Here is a 14,268-nt window from a genome sequence, read left to right as displayed (position 1 = left end):
CCTCCGCGGCTCGGCGCAAAAATCGTTGTAGCGGGCGAGGCCGTCCTCTTGCCGGTCGCCTCGGCGCGGTCGGCGGCCCGGTCGAGACGGCGCTGCCCGCACTCGTCGGCACGGATCCAGCGCACCACGCGCGGCGCAGCATCCGATAGCCGGAGGGGCCGAGCAGTTGGCCCGCGCCGTAGCACCCGGTCTCGCCGCTGCCCGGCAGCAAGAACACCGCCGTGACACACCACCCCGCACACACCACACGCGTCGGCCGCCGCCCGGACCAGCGGCAGCCCCCAGGCCGTAGCCGGACCAGGGTAGGGCAGTCCTGGGATCGTACGGCCGAGCACGCCACCACCCCAGCGCAGTGCGAGGACCAGGGTCGCGACCAGCACCGCCAGCCCACCGGCAACGGCCAGAAGCCGCCGAACGCCTGTGTCACGAAAAATCATGATTCGTAGGTACTACGCTGCACCATCACTGAGTTGGTCGTCGGGACCACCCCCAAAAGTTCCCCGACCTCTTCCGAAAGGATCTGCACCCATGCGTCTGACCCCCGTGCTGCGCGCCGGCGTCGCCCTCGCCGCGGCGGCGGCGGCCCTCGCCTTCCCGGCCGCCGCCTCCGCACACGTCACCGTCAACCCCAACACCGCCACCCAGGGCGGCTACACCAAGGTCACCTTCCGGGTACCCAACGAGAAGGACAGCGCCTCCACCACCAAGCTCGAGATCGCCATCCCCACCGACAAACCCGTCGCCTCCGTCTCCCTCAAACCCGTCCAGGGCTGGACCGCCGAGACCGAGACAAGCAAGCTCGCCACCCCGATCAAGACCGACGACGGTGAGGTCACCGGAGCCGTCTCGAAGATCACGTGGACCGCCGACGCCAACTCGGCCATCAAGCCCGGCCAGTTCCAGGAGTTCGACATCTCCCTCGGCCCGCTACCCGCAACCGACCAGATTGTTTTCAAAGCCCTGCAGACCTACTCCGACGGCGACGTCGTGCGCTGGATCGACGAACCGGCGCCGGGCGCCGAGACCGAACACCCCGCCCCGGTCCTCAAGTTGATCCCCAAGGCCGCCGGCGCGACCACGTCCACCTCGAGCACCGCCGCGCAAGACGCGGCGGCCACCGCCAACGACAGCAAGGACGACAACGACGGCACCGCCATCACCCTCGCCGTCATCGGCCTCCTCCTCGGCCTCGCCGGCCTGGTCGCCGGTTTGCTCGCCTACCGCCGCTCCGGCCGCACCACCTGAGCACCGCGGCAGCGTTCGTGGCGCGACGCTTTGTCAGGTCGGTGGGATCGTAGAACGGCAGACCTGGCGGGCGCCGGCCGACTGTGCCCGACACGCCTGCCCATCACAATGACGGGTGGCAGGAAGTCGTTGGCGTGCACGGGATTGGGGCCAGGAACGCGGTGAGGGTTTCGAAGTCGCGGGTGAAGCCGCTGCGGTGCCGGGCGAACGGAACGCCTTGCGTTCATGACGCGCTACACGGCTCTGCACGCGGAACTGATGCCGGACCGGACCGCCGCGTTCCAAGGCGCGCTGCATCGGTGGTCAGTGGCGGCTCACGCCCAGCAGCCGGACGCGGCATGCGAGTTCGAGGGCGAGGCGCGTGTCCGGGTCGTCGAGGTCGAGGCGCAGCGCCTCGCGCACCTGCTTGAGCCGGTAGCTGATCCCGTTGCGGTGCAGGTGGAGCTCCCGCGCGGCCTTGTCGAGCGAGTTGCCGTGGGCGAGGTAGGCAAGGAGGGTACGAACGGCGGTTTGCGAGCGCTCCGGACCGAGTTCGTCCAGCGGTTGGAGCAGATCGTGCAGCAGGCCGCGGCTGATCGGCGACGCGTAGAGGTCGAGCAGCACCCGGCGTAGTCCGGTGATGTCCGCGAATTCGACGCTGCCGGGACGGCCCGCGGCGATCGCGGACTCCGCCGCGATCCGGGCCTCGGCGGCCGATGTCCGTAGGCCCGCGGCGCCGGCCCGCGGGCTTCCGATGCCGAGCGTGAATGCCCACTCGGGATCGGTGAGTGTGCGGGCATGTGCCTGGACGCGCACGGCGACGTCCCACAGGCGCCGCTGGTGGTCGCCGGCGCCGTCCTCCTCGGTGCTGACCAGGAGCAGGTGGTCCTGGACAAACGCGGCGTGCCACATTTCCGTGCGGCCGTCGAGGAGCTGGAGAGCGAACAGCTCGAGTGCGGGCTGGATGCCGCGCGGTGCACGCGCGTCGGGTTCGGACAGTTTCGTGGGCGTGAGCCACGCGGCGACGTGTGACAGGTGCAGGGGGAAGCCGAGCCGGGCCGCCGGGCCGGCGAAGCCGGCGACGCGCGACGGCTCGGCGAGCACCAGCTCGACGATGAGGTCGGCCCGCGATTGAGCGGGCGCGAAGCGGTCCCGCACGCGCCGCTGCTCGGCACGCGACAGCAGCGATGCGATGGCGGGCACGGCGACGGATGCCGCGGCATCCGGATCGGAAGCGACGAGCCGGCCGATCGGTACATCGGCGACGCATACGGCGTCGCTCGCGCTCCACGGGACGGTGGGGTCGATGACCAGCTCGAGTGGCGTGCCGAGGGTGACGCTCGCCGCGGCGATGATGCCGGCGAGCTCGGCGTCGGGGTCCGCAGCCGCCTCGGTGGCCCGCTCGATGGCGGCCGCGGCACGCCGCATCGCCTCGGCGGCACCGCCGCAGAGCCAGCGGTCGATGGCCATGGCGAGGTCGGCCGGGTTCGCACCGGGCGCCGCGAAGACGGGCACGCCGCCACGGTCGGCGATCGCCGCCGCCGTCTGGGGCAGCGGGTGGTCCGACGTGAAGACGATCCCGGCGAGCTGGCGGGCGCTCGCGTGCCGGAGGGCCACGTCGACGCGGTACGGCGGCGGGTTGTGTTCGGCGGGGACCACAGCGAGAGTTCCGCGCGGCACGGTGCCGAGCCGGTCGAGCGCGACGACGTCGACGCGCGTGACGGCGCGCTCGTCCGCGGGTCCCGCCGCGAGGCGGATGCCGAGGCGCGGGCCTTGGCCGCGCAGATCGCTGACCGTCAACTGTGCCATCGGCACAGTATCGCCCAATACTCTGGGCTGATGGTCCATGGCTGGCCTGTCGACGCCGCCTTACCGTGAACGCCATGGTTCACCCATCCTTCCGCGCGCCCGCCCTGGGACGTGTCACCGCCGTGGAGGCCTCGGACATCCCGGCCCTCGCCGCCGGCACCGCGATCTTCGGCACCGGGGGCGGCGGCGCCGTGTACAGCTCGCAGATCGTGGCGGAGCGAGCGCTCACCGAACACGGCCCGGTGCCGCTGGTCACGGTTGACGAGCTCGGCCCCGACGACCTGGTGATCTGCATGTCCGGCATCGGCGCGCCGACGGTGGGCATCGAGATGCTCTTCGGGACGCACCAGATCGATACGCTCGCGCGAGAGGGGCAGGCCGTCGCGGGTCGCCCCATCACCGCGCTCATGGCCGCCGAGATCGGCGGCAGCAACGGGGTCGGGCCGATCGGGTGGGCCGCGCGGCTCGGGCTGAAGGTACTCGACGGCGACGGGATGGGGCGCGCGTTTCCCAACGCCGCGATGGTGTCGATGAACGTCGCGGGCGTGCCGTGCGACTTCGCCGTCCTGACCGACGTCGTGGGTAACGTCTCGACACTCAAGACGGTCGACCTGCATTGGATGGAGCGACATGCGCGTGCCCTCACGGTCGCCAGCGGGTCGATCTGCCTCGGCATCCACTACCCGCTCACGGCCAGCACCGCGCGCGGTGCGGTCGTCGAGGGCACGGTGAGCGCCGCGATCCGCGTCGGCCACGCCCTGCTCTCCTCGCCGGACCCGGTCGCGGCGGTCGCGGGAGAGCTCGACGGCGCGATCCTGCTCACCGGCAAAATCATCGACCTCGACCGCCGCACCGAGGGCGGCTTCGCCCGCGGCTCGGTCACCCTCGCCGGCACCGGCGCGGATCGCGGGAGACTGCAGCGCCTCGAGCTGCAGAACGAGAACCTGGTCGTGCTCGAGGACGGCGAGGTGCTCGTGAGCGTTCCCGACAACGTCACCATCATCGACGCCGAGACCGGACACGCGATCTCGACCGAATCACTGCGCTACGGCCAGCGCGTCGCCGTGCTCGCCTGGGCGTGCGACCCCATCTGGCGCACCGAGCGCGGCCTCGAGCTCGCCGGCCCGCGGGCGTTCGGATACGACCTGCCCTACACGCCCTTCCGCGGAGGTTCCCGGTGAGCACAGAACGAGACCTCGCCATCGGTGTCGACGTCGGCGGTACCAACACCGACGCGGTCGTCCTCGACGCCCGCGGCACGGTGCTCGCGAGCACCAAGCAGGCGACCACCGACGACGTGACCGGCGGCATCCGCGCCGGCGTCGCGCACGTCCTCGGCTTGCTCGGCGCCGACCGCGCACGGGTCTCCCGCGTGATGCTCGGCACGACCCACGCCACGAACGCGATCGTCGCGCGACGCCGGCTCGACCGCATCGCGATGATCCGCATCGGCGCCCCGGCCGCGACGGAGGTCCCGCCGCTGATCGACTGGCCGGCGGATCTGGCGGATCTCGTGCTGGCCGGTTCGGCGATGGTCGGCGGCGGGCACATGATCGACGGCACGCCCATCGCACCGCTCGACCGGGACGGCATCCTGCGTTTCCTCGACGGGCTCGCCGAATTCGACGCGGTCGCGGTGACCGGGATCTTCAGCCCGGTGGTCCCGGACCAGGAGCTGGAGGTGGGCGACCTCGTACGGGCTCACCTGGGCCCGGCTACCCGGGTGTTCCTGAGCCACGACATCGGCCCGGTCGGTCTCCTCGAACGGGAGAACGCGACCGCGCTCAACGCCGCGCTCTACAGCGTCGCATGCTCGGTGACGGAGGCGCTCGTGACCGTCGTCGCCGAGGAGGGCCTCGACGCGACGACCTTCTTCGCGCAGAACGACGGCACGCTGATGTCGCTGGACCACGCGGCACGCTATCCGGTGCTCACCATCGGGTCGGGCCCGGCGAACTCGATCCGCGGTGCGGCGTACCTCTCCGGCATCGACAACGCCATCATCGTCGACGTCGGCGGCACGACCTCCGACCTCGGCGTCGTGGTCGGCGGCTTTCCGCGGGAGTCGACGCTGCCGCGCGTGATCGGCGGGGTGCGCACCAACTTCCGGATGCCCGACATCCTGAGCATGGCCGTCGGTGGGGGCACGGTCGTCGACCCGGCCACCGGCGCCGTCGGGCCCGGCTCGGTCGGGCACCGCATCGAGCGGGAGGCGCTGGTCTTCGGTGGCTCGACGCCGACGCTGACCGACGCCGCGGTGCGGGCCGGTGCGGCGCTCGGCGGACGCACGCTGCCCGCCCAGCCGGCCGCGATCGAGTCGGCGCTGCGCGCGGCGCTCGGGCACGCGCACGTGCGACTCGAACTCGCCGTGGAGCGGCTCTCGCTCGGCCGCGCCGATCTGCCGCTCGTCGTGGTCGGGGGCGGCGGGTTCCTCGTCCCCGACGGGCTACCCGGCGCCGGGCCGATCATCCGGCCCGACCACGGCGACGTCGCCAACGCCGTCGGCGCGGCCATCTCGCTCGCGGGCGGCCGCGCCGACCGGATCAGCGCCATGGAACGCCGCGCCGAGGCCATCGAGGAGGCCTCCGAGGCGGCGATCGCGAAAGCGATCCTGGCCGGCGCCGACCCGCTGGAGGTCAGCGTCGTCGACATCGTCGAGACCCCGGTCACCTACAGCGACCGCCCGACCGTGAAGGTGACGGTCAAGGCGGCCGGCCCGCTCGCCCGGCTCGGCGGACCGCGATGAGTACCTTCGCCACGGACGCGGCCCTGCTCGCCGACCTCGTCGCCCTCCGCCGCGCCCTGCACGCGACCCCGGAGGTCGGGCTGCACCTGCCGGCCACGCAGGCGGCGATCCTCGCCGCGATCGGCGGGCTCGGGCTGGAGGTCTCGACCGGCGCCTCGCTCACCTCGGTGACGGCGGTGCTGCACGGCGGTCGCCCCGGCCCGGTGGTCCTCCTGCGTGCCGACATGGACGCGCTGCCGATCGCGGAGGCGACCGGGCTGCCGTTCGCCGCCGGCGACCGGGCGATGCACGCCTGCGGGCACGACCTGCACATGGCCGGGCTGGTCGGCGCCGCCCGGCTGCTGGCCGCCGGCCGCGACGACCTGCCCGGATCCGTCATCTTCATGTTCCAGCCCGGCGAGGAGGGCTTCGCGGGCGGTCGCCTCATGATCGAGGAGGGCGTCCTGGACGCCGCCGGGGAGCGGCCCGTCGCGGCGTACGCCGTGCACGTGGACTGCGTCACCGAAGGCGGCCTCGCCGTGACGCGCGAGGGACCGATCATGGCGAGCGCGAGCGCGCTGCGCATCCGGGTGACCGGCACCGGCGGTCACGCCGCCCATCCGCATCTCGCCGTCGATCCGGTTCCGGTCGCCGCCGAGATCGTCCTGGCGCTGCAGAGCTTCGTCGCGCGCCGGGTCCCCGCGCAGAGCCCGGCCGTCGTCTCGGTGACCCGGATGTCCTCCGACGCCGTCGCGGGAAACGTCCTCGCCTCCTCGGTCGAGCTCGAGGTGAACGTCCGCACGCTGTCCCGCGAGACGCTCGGGCTCGTGCGCGCGGAGCTGCCCGCCCTCGTCGGCGCCCTCGGGGCGGCGCACCGGTGCGAAGTGGCGACGGAGTTCGTCGACTCGTACCCGGTGACCGTCAACGACCCCACCGAGACCGGCCGCGTCCTGGCCCTCCTCGACGCCCGCTACGGCGAGCTGGTGGTGCGGATGCCGGCGCCCTCCATGGCCTCGGAGGACTTCGCCTACGTGCTGGAGCAGGTGCCCGGCACGCTGGTCTTTCTCGGCGTCCGGCCGCGGGAGGTCGACGCGGCGACGGCCGCGCCGATGCACTCGGAGCGGGCCGTCTTCGACGACGGAAGGCTGGACGAGCAGGCGGCCCTGCTGGCGGAGCTGGCCTGGCGGCGGCTCACGGCCGGGCGCTGAGCCGCCGTGCCGCCGCCGCGACCCGTTCGTCGGTCGCCGTGAAGGTGAGCCGCACGTGGTGCGAGCCGGCCGCGCCGTAGAAGGTGCCGGGCGCGACCAGGATGCCGAGCTCGGCGAGCTCGGCCACCATCGCCCAGTCGTCCGGCCCGTCGGCGCCCTTGGTCGCCCACAGGAACAGCGACGCCTCGGAGTGATCGATCGTGAAGCCGGCCGCCTCCAGCGCGGTCCGCAGCACCGTCCGGCGGGCGGCGTACCGCTGATGCTGCTCCTCGCTGTGCCGGTCGTCGGCGAGCACGGCGGCCAGCACCGACTGCTGCGGGCCGGGCAGCAGCAGTCCGAGGTTCTTGCGCACCTCGAGCAGCTCGGCGACGACCGCGCGGTCGCCGGCGACGAAGCCGCACCGGTAGCCCGCCAGGTTCGACCGCTTCGACAGCGAGTGCACGGCCAGAATGCCCTCGTGGCTGCCGCCGCAGACGGCCGGGTGCAGCACGGAGTACGCCTCGGCGTCCCAGCAGCACTCGAGGTAGCACTCGTCGGAGACGAGCAGCACGCCGCGCTCGCGGCACACCTCGACGAGCGCCCCCAGGTGATTCCTGGACAGCACGCGCCCGGTCGGGTTGGAGGGCGAATTGATCCACAGGAGACGGGGGGACTGCGAGCCGATCGCCGTCAGCGCGTCGCAGGCCAGGGCCCGCGCGCCGGCCAGCGCGGCGCCGACCTGATAGGTCGGGTAGGCAAGCTCCGGATACACCACCAGATCGCTCGGGCCGAGCCCGAGGTGCAGCGGCAGCGAGGCGATCAGCTCCTTGGTGCCGATCACCGGCAGCACCTGGTCCTGGCCGAGCCCGGTCACGCCGTGGCGGCGCGCGAACCAGTCGACGACCGCCTGCCGGGCCTCCGGCCGGCCGGCCGCCGGCGGGTAGCCCGGCGCGTCGGCCGCCGCGCTCAGCGCGTGCCGCGCGACCGCCGGCGCCGGATCGACGGGGTTGCCGACCGACAGGTCGACGATGCCGTCGCGGTGCCCGTGGGCCGCCTCGGCGTGCGGCGACAGCTTGTCCCATGGGAAGTCCGGCAGCCGGCCGGACACGTGAGCGCTCATCGGCGGTCAGGGCCGGCAGCGTGTGTGAGCCATAGCCGTCACGATAGGGCGGTACCGGGAAGCCAAACCACGGTCCGGCAGCCCGGAGAATCGGCCGATACTGTGCGGCCGGCACAGTATCGATCTCGGGCGCTCACCGCGTTCACGGGGTGCCGCCGAGCCGGGCGCAAACCTGATCGAGTTCCGCCAGCAGCTGTTCGGCCTGCGGGTAGCTGAAGGGGAACAACGTGGCCAGCGGGTAGACGTGTCCCGCCTCCGCGGCCGGGAGGCGGCCCCAGCCGGGCTGCTCGGTCAGCGTTTTGGTGGCCGGGTACGGCGCCCCGGACGCGTCCGCGCCGATCACGATCACGTCGGCGTCGGCGAGCCGGTCGAGGCTCTCGACGGACAACGTCAGGCTGTCGCCGTCGCCCGCGGCCGCCGGCACGAAGCGGCCGCCGATGGCGGTGAGCACCTGCCCCGCGTCCGATCCGGGCAGCCACAGGGTGAACTGGGCGTCGGACATCCCGTTGACGATGGCCCAGGTCGTGGTGTCGATGACGCGCTGATGCGTGGTGCGCAGGCTCGCCGCCGTGCTTCGGTAGGCCGCGGCGAGCTCGCTGTTGCGCGAGCCCCGGCCGACCGCGTCGGTGACGCCGGCGGCCACCTGCTCCCACTGGCCCGTGGTCGTGAAGGAGAAGTACGCCGTCGGTGCGATCTGGGTCAGCTTGGGGTAGAGCTTGTCCTCGGTGCCGTAGTCGACGCCGAGGATCAGGTCGGGTTTGAGCGCGGCGATCTTCTCGATGTCGGCCTGGCCCGCCTTGCCGATCTTCGCGATGGCGGCGTAGGTGGCCTCTTGATAGGTACAAATCGGGTATCCGTGGTCGCGATGGTCGGTGGCATGAGGTTCTCCCTGGGTCAGCGGGTCGGTGCGGTGGGGCGGGCTCCATGGCTGTCGTCGGACGCCCCGGTGAGCTCGGCGCGCGGCGGCACCCGGCGGTGGTGGCGGTGCATCGGTACGACCATCGGCGTGCCGGTCTGCGGGTCGTCGATGATCTCGCAGCGCAGCCCGAAGACCTCGGCCACGAGATCGGCCGAGATGATCTCGCCGGGCCGCCCCTGCGCGACGATGCGCCCGTCGCGCATGGCGATGAGATGGGAGGCGTAGCGGCCCTGCGGTTCGAGGCGGTCCGGCCGGCCGGGAGCCGGGCCGACCTCACCGCGACGGTGTACCCGGGCGGGATGACCGGCCTGGTATGCGAGGACCCGGTCGCCGCGGCCGCGGTGCCGGCGCTGCTGGCCCGGGAACGAGACCCGGAGGGCGGGCGAATCCTCCTCGACGGCCGCGACATCGCGACACTGCCGCTGCCGGCGCTGCGGGCCACGGTGCTCGCCGCCCCGCACGACGCGGTCCTGCTGCCCGGCACCATCGCCGACAACCTCGCCGCGCTGAGCGACGACCCGGCGGCCGTCGGCCGGGCGGCCCGGGCGGCATTCGCCGACCAGGTCGTCGACGCGGCACCGGACGGCGACCACACCGGCGTCGGGGACCGCGGTGAGACGCTCTCGGGCGGGCAGCGCCAGCGCATCGCTCTGGCCCGTGTCCTCGCGGCCGACCCGCCGGTGCTGGTGTTGCACGAGCCGACGACCGCGGTGGACGCGGCGACCGAGGACCGCATCGCCCGGGGCACCGCCGAACTGCGCGGCGAACGCACCACGCTCATCGTGTCGACCAGCCCGGCGTGGCTGGCCCGGTGCCGGCAGGTGATGTTTCTGCACCGGTCGGGGTGCAGCGGCGGTACCCACGCGGACCTGCTGGCCGCGAGCCCCACCTACCGCGACGCGGTGACCCGATGAACCGGCCGCGGGCGTTGCTGCCCGTCGCGACCGCCCGTCAGGTCCGCGGCTACCTGCGCGGCCTACTACGGGGGCGTGAGCACTGGCTCGCCGCCGCCCTCGCCGTGATGATCGCCGACAGCGCGCTGAGCCTGGCCGGGCCGGTCGCGATCGGCCGGATCACGGGGGCGGTCGCGGCGCACCGCCACGCGGGCGCCCTCGTCGTGCCGGTGGTGCTGCTCGTCGGCGCGGCGGTCGCCGCGACCGTCACCGGCTGGGCGTCCACGGTGCTGCTGGCCCGGCTGGTGCTGCCCGCGGTGGCCCGGCTGCGCGAGGACGCCCTGGGCACTGCGGTGCGGTTGCCGGTCGACACGATCGAGGCCGGCGGCACCGGCGACCTCGTCGCACGGGTGGCCGGCGACGCGGAGCGGGTGAACGGCACCGCCGAGGGCGCCCTGGGCGGCTTCCTGCGCGCCGGCCTGGCGATCGCCTCGACCCTGGTCGGACTGGCGAGCCTCGACTGGGCGTTCGCGCTGGCCGGCCTGCTGGCCGTGCCCGTGCAGGCCCACACCTTGCGCTGGTATCTGCGCACCTCGCGGCCGATCTACGCCGCCGGCCGGGTCGCCGACGGGCGGCGGGCCGCGGCGATGCTGGCCGGCTTCACCGCACTGCCCACGCTGCGGGCGCTCGGCCTCGGGCCGCGGCAGCGCGACCGCATCGCGGCGGCCTCGGCCGAGTCGATGGAGTACGAGGTCCGCGCGGTCCGCGCGGCCACCCGCTTCTACGGCCGGCTCAACCTCGCCGAGTTCATCGGCCTGGGCGCGATCCTGCTCACCGCCTACCTCCTGGTCCGCGGCGACCTCGCCGACATCGGATCGGCGACCACCGCCGCGCTGTTCTTCGCCCGCCTGTTCAACCCGATCAACACCGTGCTGGGCGTCTTCGACGGCATCCAGCAGGCCGCCGCCGCGCTCGCCCGGCTGGTCGGCATCACCACCCTCGGCAGCGGTTCGCCGCCGCAGACGACCACGCCCGCCGGCCGCGGAGCGGTCGAGCTCGACCACGTCCGGTTCGGCTATCCCGGCGGGCCCGAGGTGCTGCACGACATCACCTTCCAGCTGCCCACCGGCCACCGAGTCGCCGTCATCGGCGCCACCGGATCGGGCAAGTCGACCCTGGCGTCCCTCATCGCCGGGCTCCGGCATCCCACCGGCGGCACGGTCTCCCTCGACGGCACCCGGGCCGGCGAGCCGACCGACGACGAGCGACGCGTCCCTGTCGCCCTCGTCACCCAGGAGACGCACCTGTTCGCCGGCACCGTCGCCGACAACCTCCGCCTCGCCGCCCCGCACGCGACGGCGAGCGAGCTCCACGCCGCCCTCGCCACGGTCGGCGCCGGCTGGGTCGCGACCCTGCCCAACGGCCTCGACACCGCGGTCGGCCCGGGCGGCGCCGCGCTGACCGCCAGCCAGGCGCAGCACCTCGCGCTGGCCCGGCTGCTGCTGCTCGACGCACCCGTGGTGGTGCTCGACGAGGCCACGGCCGAGGGCGGCAGCGACACGGCCCGCTCGCTCGACCGGGCGGCCGCCGCCGCCGTGCACGGCCGCACCGCCGTCATCGTCGCGCACCGCCTCTCCCAGGCCACGACCGCCGACACGATCCTCGTCATGGCGGACGGACGCGTCGTCGAACACGGCACGCACGAGGAGTTGCTGGAGGCCGGCGGCCGCTACGCCGAGCTGTGGGGCGCCTGGTCACGATCACCCTGACGGCTCGAGTCCGCGCTCCCGCGCCGGACCAACGGGCGGGGGAGCGACGCGACCGCCAGGCAATTCGGCGCCCCGGCCTACGCGCCGACCCCCCGAACGCGATGGTCCACGGACGGCTCAGCGGGGGCCGATGCCCGGGACGGCCTTGCCGACGGCATCGGCGAGATCGCGCAGCAGCCCGGCGAAGGTGGCGTAGTTGTAGACGTACCAGTTCTGGCCGGAGTTGAGGTACTGGCCGTTCTTGATCGCCGGCATCCATTGCCAGGTCGGCTGGTTCCACGGCCGCTGCCGAACGTCGGGCTGACCGCCTTCCCCCTCGGTGTAGACCACCAGGTCCAGCGGCAGATCGGCGACGTTCTCCCAGCTGACCTGTTGGAAGTAGGGGTCGGAGCCGGAGATCTTCGCCAGGTTGGCGCCCAGGCCCCCGAGGGTGAGCAGGCACGGCCACTGCTCGGCGCCCATCAGTTCGATGCCGTTGGCATCGGCGGTGAAGACGAAGCCGATCCGCAGGCCCGGCTTCGCCGCCAGGGCGGAACGCAGGCGCGCGGCCTGCGTGTCGTAGTCGGCCTTGGCGGACAGGTCCGCCTCCTCGACATCCAGCGCGCCCAGCAGGCGGGCTCCGGAGGCCATGATGGCCTCGAAGCCGGCCGACTGAGCGTTGATCCCGATCCACGGCGCGATCTTCGCGAGCGCCGGAATCGCGGTCACCAGGGAGTTCTCGACCGAGTCGGCGATGGTGACCATCAGGTCGGGCGCGGCCTTGGCCACCTTCTCCGGGTCGGGCCCGGCGGTCCCGCTGACCGGTGTCATCCGGGCGCGCTCGGCGGCGCTCACACCGCCCGCGTCGAGGATGTAGGCGTTGCCGGTGTAGAGCGGTGCGCCGACAATCGTGTGGAGCCCTTGCGACCACAGCGTCGCGGCCAGGAGGTCGTTGAGCGCCACGATCCGCCGCGGCGCACGGTCCAGACGAACGGTGCGACCGAGGTCGTCGGTGAAGCTCCACGAACCGCCGCCGCGTGCCGGTGCCGGGTCGCTACCGCCGCACGCCGGCAGGCCCGCCAGCGCCGCCGTGCCCAGTGCTCCAGCGAGGAGACCCCGCCGGGTGAGCTCGTCGACGATCGCGGCGAACCGCTGATCGAGCCCGGTGTCACGGGTGGGGCCGACGTCGGGGCGTCCCGGCGAGCCGAGGAGGGAGAGGGTCATGGTGTGCGCTCCTTCAGTGACATGAGTAGGTTAGGCTAACCTAATTTTGCGTTCCGGTGTGAGGTAGGAACGCCGTTGGCGCACAGCCCGACCAAGGAGGCGGCCGCCGTGACGGGCCAGTGGCCCGCCCCTGCCTACCGGCCCTCGACCTCGGTCGCCGGCGGGTGGCCGGGCGCCGCGCCGGCACCGTCGCCGGCCAGATCCGGGACAGGATGGGCACGATCGGCCGCCCGGTGACGCCCGCGGCGCAGGGCGAAGCCGTCGAGGAAGATCGCCGTCTTCTCGTCGAACCAGCCGCGGCCGTGCCAGATCTCGTCGGGGATCTGCGGCCCGACGACGCCGAGGCGGGTGAGCCCCTGGCGGTAGGTCTCCCGGACCGCCGGCGCCCCCGGCGTGTCCCGGGCCGGGCGGTCGAGGTGGCTCATTAGGATGAACGTGCTCAGCGCCAGGTCGGAGACGAAGTCGAGCAGCAGCGCCGCGTCGGCCGGGGTGAAGCCGTGCGCGACGATGTGCGCGGCGAGGGCCTCGAGCACCGGCACGATCGCATCGGGAATGGTGGTGGCCTCCCACGTCGCCTGGGCCAGGCCCGGACTGGCCGCGAAGGCCGCCCACAGCGCGGCGGCGAAGTCGGTGACGGCGGTGCGCCAGTCCCCGCGCGGCTGCGGCCATGCCTGCTCCGCGACGATGCGGTCGATCACCGCCCGGGAGAGGTCGTCCCGGTCGGCGAAGTACCGGTACAACGTGGAATGGCTGACCCCGAGGCGCCCGGCCACCGCCGGCATGGTGAACTCGGCGACTCCGACCTCGCGGGCGGCGGCCACGATCCGCTCCGGGTCCAGCGTACGGGGGCGGCCGGTGCGCCGCCCGCTGCCGCCCGCCGTGCCCACCGCACCAGCATACGAAGCGCCGTCCGGCCCGCGCGCGTCATGCGGCGGTGGCCTCGTCGGCCACCGGCTCGGGTTCCGCGCGGAACTGGTCGGCCGCGCGGATGAGCAGCAGCCCGGCCACCGCGGCCACCAGGCCGGCGATGCCGGCGACGGTGAACACGGTCGACAGCCCGTCGGTGAACACGGTCCGGGCAGCCTGCCGAATCGGTTGGGGCAGCGCGGCGAGCCGGTCGAACCGGCCGGCCGCGACCAGCGCCCGCACCTGCTGCGGGCTGATCGGGAGCCCGGCGAGAGCCTCGTCGGGCAGCCGGCGGTCCACTCGGCCGGCCAGGACGGCGCCGTAGACGGCGACGCCGGTCGCGGTGCCGAGCGGGAAGAACGTGTTCGCCGCGCCGGAGGCCATGCCGGCCCGCTGCGGCGGCACCACGCCGACGGCCACGTCGAGCAGGTGCGGCGCGGTCAGCCCGGCACCCACGCCGAGCAGCACCAGCCCGGGCGCCGGGTCGGCATTCGTCCGCGAGCACAGCCGATC

The 14,268-nt window shown here is 73.6% G+C and carries 13 protein-coding genes; 6 read left to right on the top strand and 7 right to left on the bottom strand.

The window, feature by feature from the left end:
- Positions 1-528 precede the first annotated feature (528 nt).
- A complete protein-coding gene (locus tag ACQPXD_RS14545) occupies positions 529-1,245 on the top strand; it encodes a YcnI family protein (protein ID WP_432838610.1) in 717 nt (238 codons plus the stop codon).
- Between the two features lie 303 nt (positions 1,246-1,548).
- Here the strand turns inward: ACQPXD_RS14545 and ACQPXD_RS14540 are convergent, their stop codons facing one another.
- Positions 1,549-3,033 (bottom strand): PucR family transcriptional regulator, encoded by a 1,485-nt coding sequence (locus ACQPXD_RS14540; RefSeq protein ID WP_432838608.1) that lies wholly within the window; start codon positions 3,031-3,033, stop codon positions 1,549-1,551.
- Positions 3,034-3,107: 74 nt separating this feature from the next.
- Between ACQPXD_RS14540 and ACQPXD_RS14535 the strand changes: the two genes are divergently transcribed.
- From ACQPXD_RS14535 to ACQPXD_RS14525, 3 genes are read left to right on the top strand one after another with little or no spacing between them, the layout of a single operon-like run.
- Complete coding sequence (locus tag ACQPXD_RS14535; protein ID WP_432838606.1) at positions 3,108-4,214, top strand: DUF917 domain-containing protein; 1,107 nt, start codon at positions 3,108-3,110, stop codon at positions 4,212-4,214.
- Positions 4,211-5,779 carry a hydantoinase/oxoprolinase N-terminal domain-containing protein gene (locus tag ACQPXD_RS14530; protein WP_432838604.1) on the top strand — a complete coding sequence of 523 codons (1,569 nt, stop codon included), beginning with the start codon at positions 4,211-4,213 and terminating at the stop codon, positions 5,777-5,779. Before ACQPXD_RS14535 ends, ACQPXD_RS14530 begins: the two co-directional genes overlap by 4 nt.
- Positions 5,776-6,966, top strand: coding sequence for a M20 metallopeptidase family protein (locus ACQPXD_RS14525; protein ID WP_432838602.1), 1,191 nt, complete (start codon positions 5,776-5,778; stop codon positions 6,964-6,966). The genes ACQPXD_RS14530 and ACQPXD_RS14525 overlap by 4 nt, the downstream gene beginning before the upstream one ends.
- Here ACQPXD_RS14525 and dapC read toward each other — a convergent pair.
- The 3 genes from dapC to ACQPXD_RS14510 all read right to left on the bottom strand — a co-directional run bounded on the left by dapC (position 6,950) and on the right by ACQPXD_RS14510 (position 9,187).
- Positions 6,950-8,065 (bottom strand): succinyldiaminopimelate transaminase, encoded by a 1,116-nt coding sequence (gene dapC / locus ACQPXD_RS14520; protein WP_432838600.1) that lies wholly within the window; start codon positions 8,063-8,065, stop codon positions 6,950-6,952. The genes ACQPXD_RS14525 and dapC overlap by 17 nt on opposite strands.
- Positions 8,066-8,207: 142 nt before the next feature.
- Complete coding sequence (locus tag ACQPXD_RS14515; RefSeq protein ID WP_432843836.1) at positions 8,208-8,879, bottom strand: ABC transporter substrate-binding protein; 672 nt, start codon at positions 8,877-8,879, stop codon at positions 8,208-8,210.
- An 80-nt stretch (positions 8,880-8,959) separates the two neighbouring features.
- A complete protein-coding gene (locus tag ACQPXD_RS14510; RefSeq protein ID WP_432838598.1) occupies positions 8,960-9,187 on the bottom strand; it encodes a hypothetical protein in 228 nt (75 codons plus the stop codon).
- A 9-nt stretch (positions 9,188-9,196) separates the two neighbouring features.
- On the opposite strand from ACQPXD_RS14510, the gene ACQPXD_RS14505 reads away from it, so the two are divergent.
- Positions 9,197-9,898 carry an ATP-binding cassette domain-containing protein gene (locus ACQPXD_RS14505; protein WP_432838596.1) on the top strand — a complete coding sequence of 234 codons (702 nt, stop codon included), beginning with the start codon at positions 9,197-9,199 and terminating at the stop codon, positions 9,896-9,898.
- The gene (locus ACQPXD_RS14500; RefSeq protein WP_432838594.1) at positions 9,895-11,646 is read left to right on the top strand and encodes an ABC transporter ATP-binding protein; all 1,752 of its coding nucleotides are present in this window, start codon (positions 9,895-9,897) and stop codon (positions 11,644-11,646) included. Before ACQPXD_RS14505 ends, ACQPXD_RS14500 begins: the two co-directional genes overlap by 4 nt.
- Positions 11,647-11,763: 117 nt before the next feature.
- Here ACQPXD_RS14500 and ACQPXD_RS14495 read toward each other — a convergent pair whose 3' ends face one another.
- From ACQPXD_RS14495 to ACQPXD_RS14485, 3 genes are all read right to left on the bottom strand, one after another.
- On the bottom strand, positions 11,764-12,849 hold the full coding sequence (locus tag ACQPXD_RS14495; protein ID WP_432838592.1) for an ABC transporter substrate-binding protein: 1,086 nt from the start codon (positions 12,847-12,849) through the stop codon (positions 11,764-11,766).
- Positions 12,850-12,983: 134 nt separating this feature from the next.
- Positions 12,984-13,736: a TetR/AcrR family transcriptional regulator gene (locus ACQPXD_RS14490; protein WP_432838590.1), complete on the bottom strand. Its 753-nt coding sequence runs from the start codon at positions 13,734-13,736 to the stop codon at positions 12,984-12,986.
- 37 nt (positions 13,737-13,773) lie between these two features.
- A complete protein-coding gene (locus tag ACQPXD_RS14485; protein WP_432838588.1) occupies positions 13,774-14,211 on the bottom strand; it encodes a hypothetical protein in 438 nt (145 codons plus the stop codon).
- Positions 14,212-14,268: the final 57 nt, after the last annotated feature.

Source organism: Dactylosporangium sp. CA-092794, from assembly GCF_050948465.1.
Classification (GTDB): domain Bacteria; phylum Actinomycetota; class Actinomycetes; order Mycobacteriales; family Micromonosporaceae; genus Dactylosporangium.
Note: the sequence above shows the minus strand (reverse complement) of the source record. Positions and strands in the feature narration are given on the sequence as shown.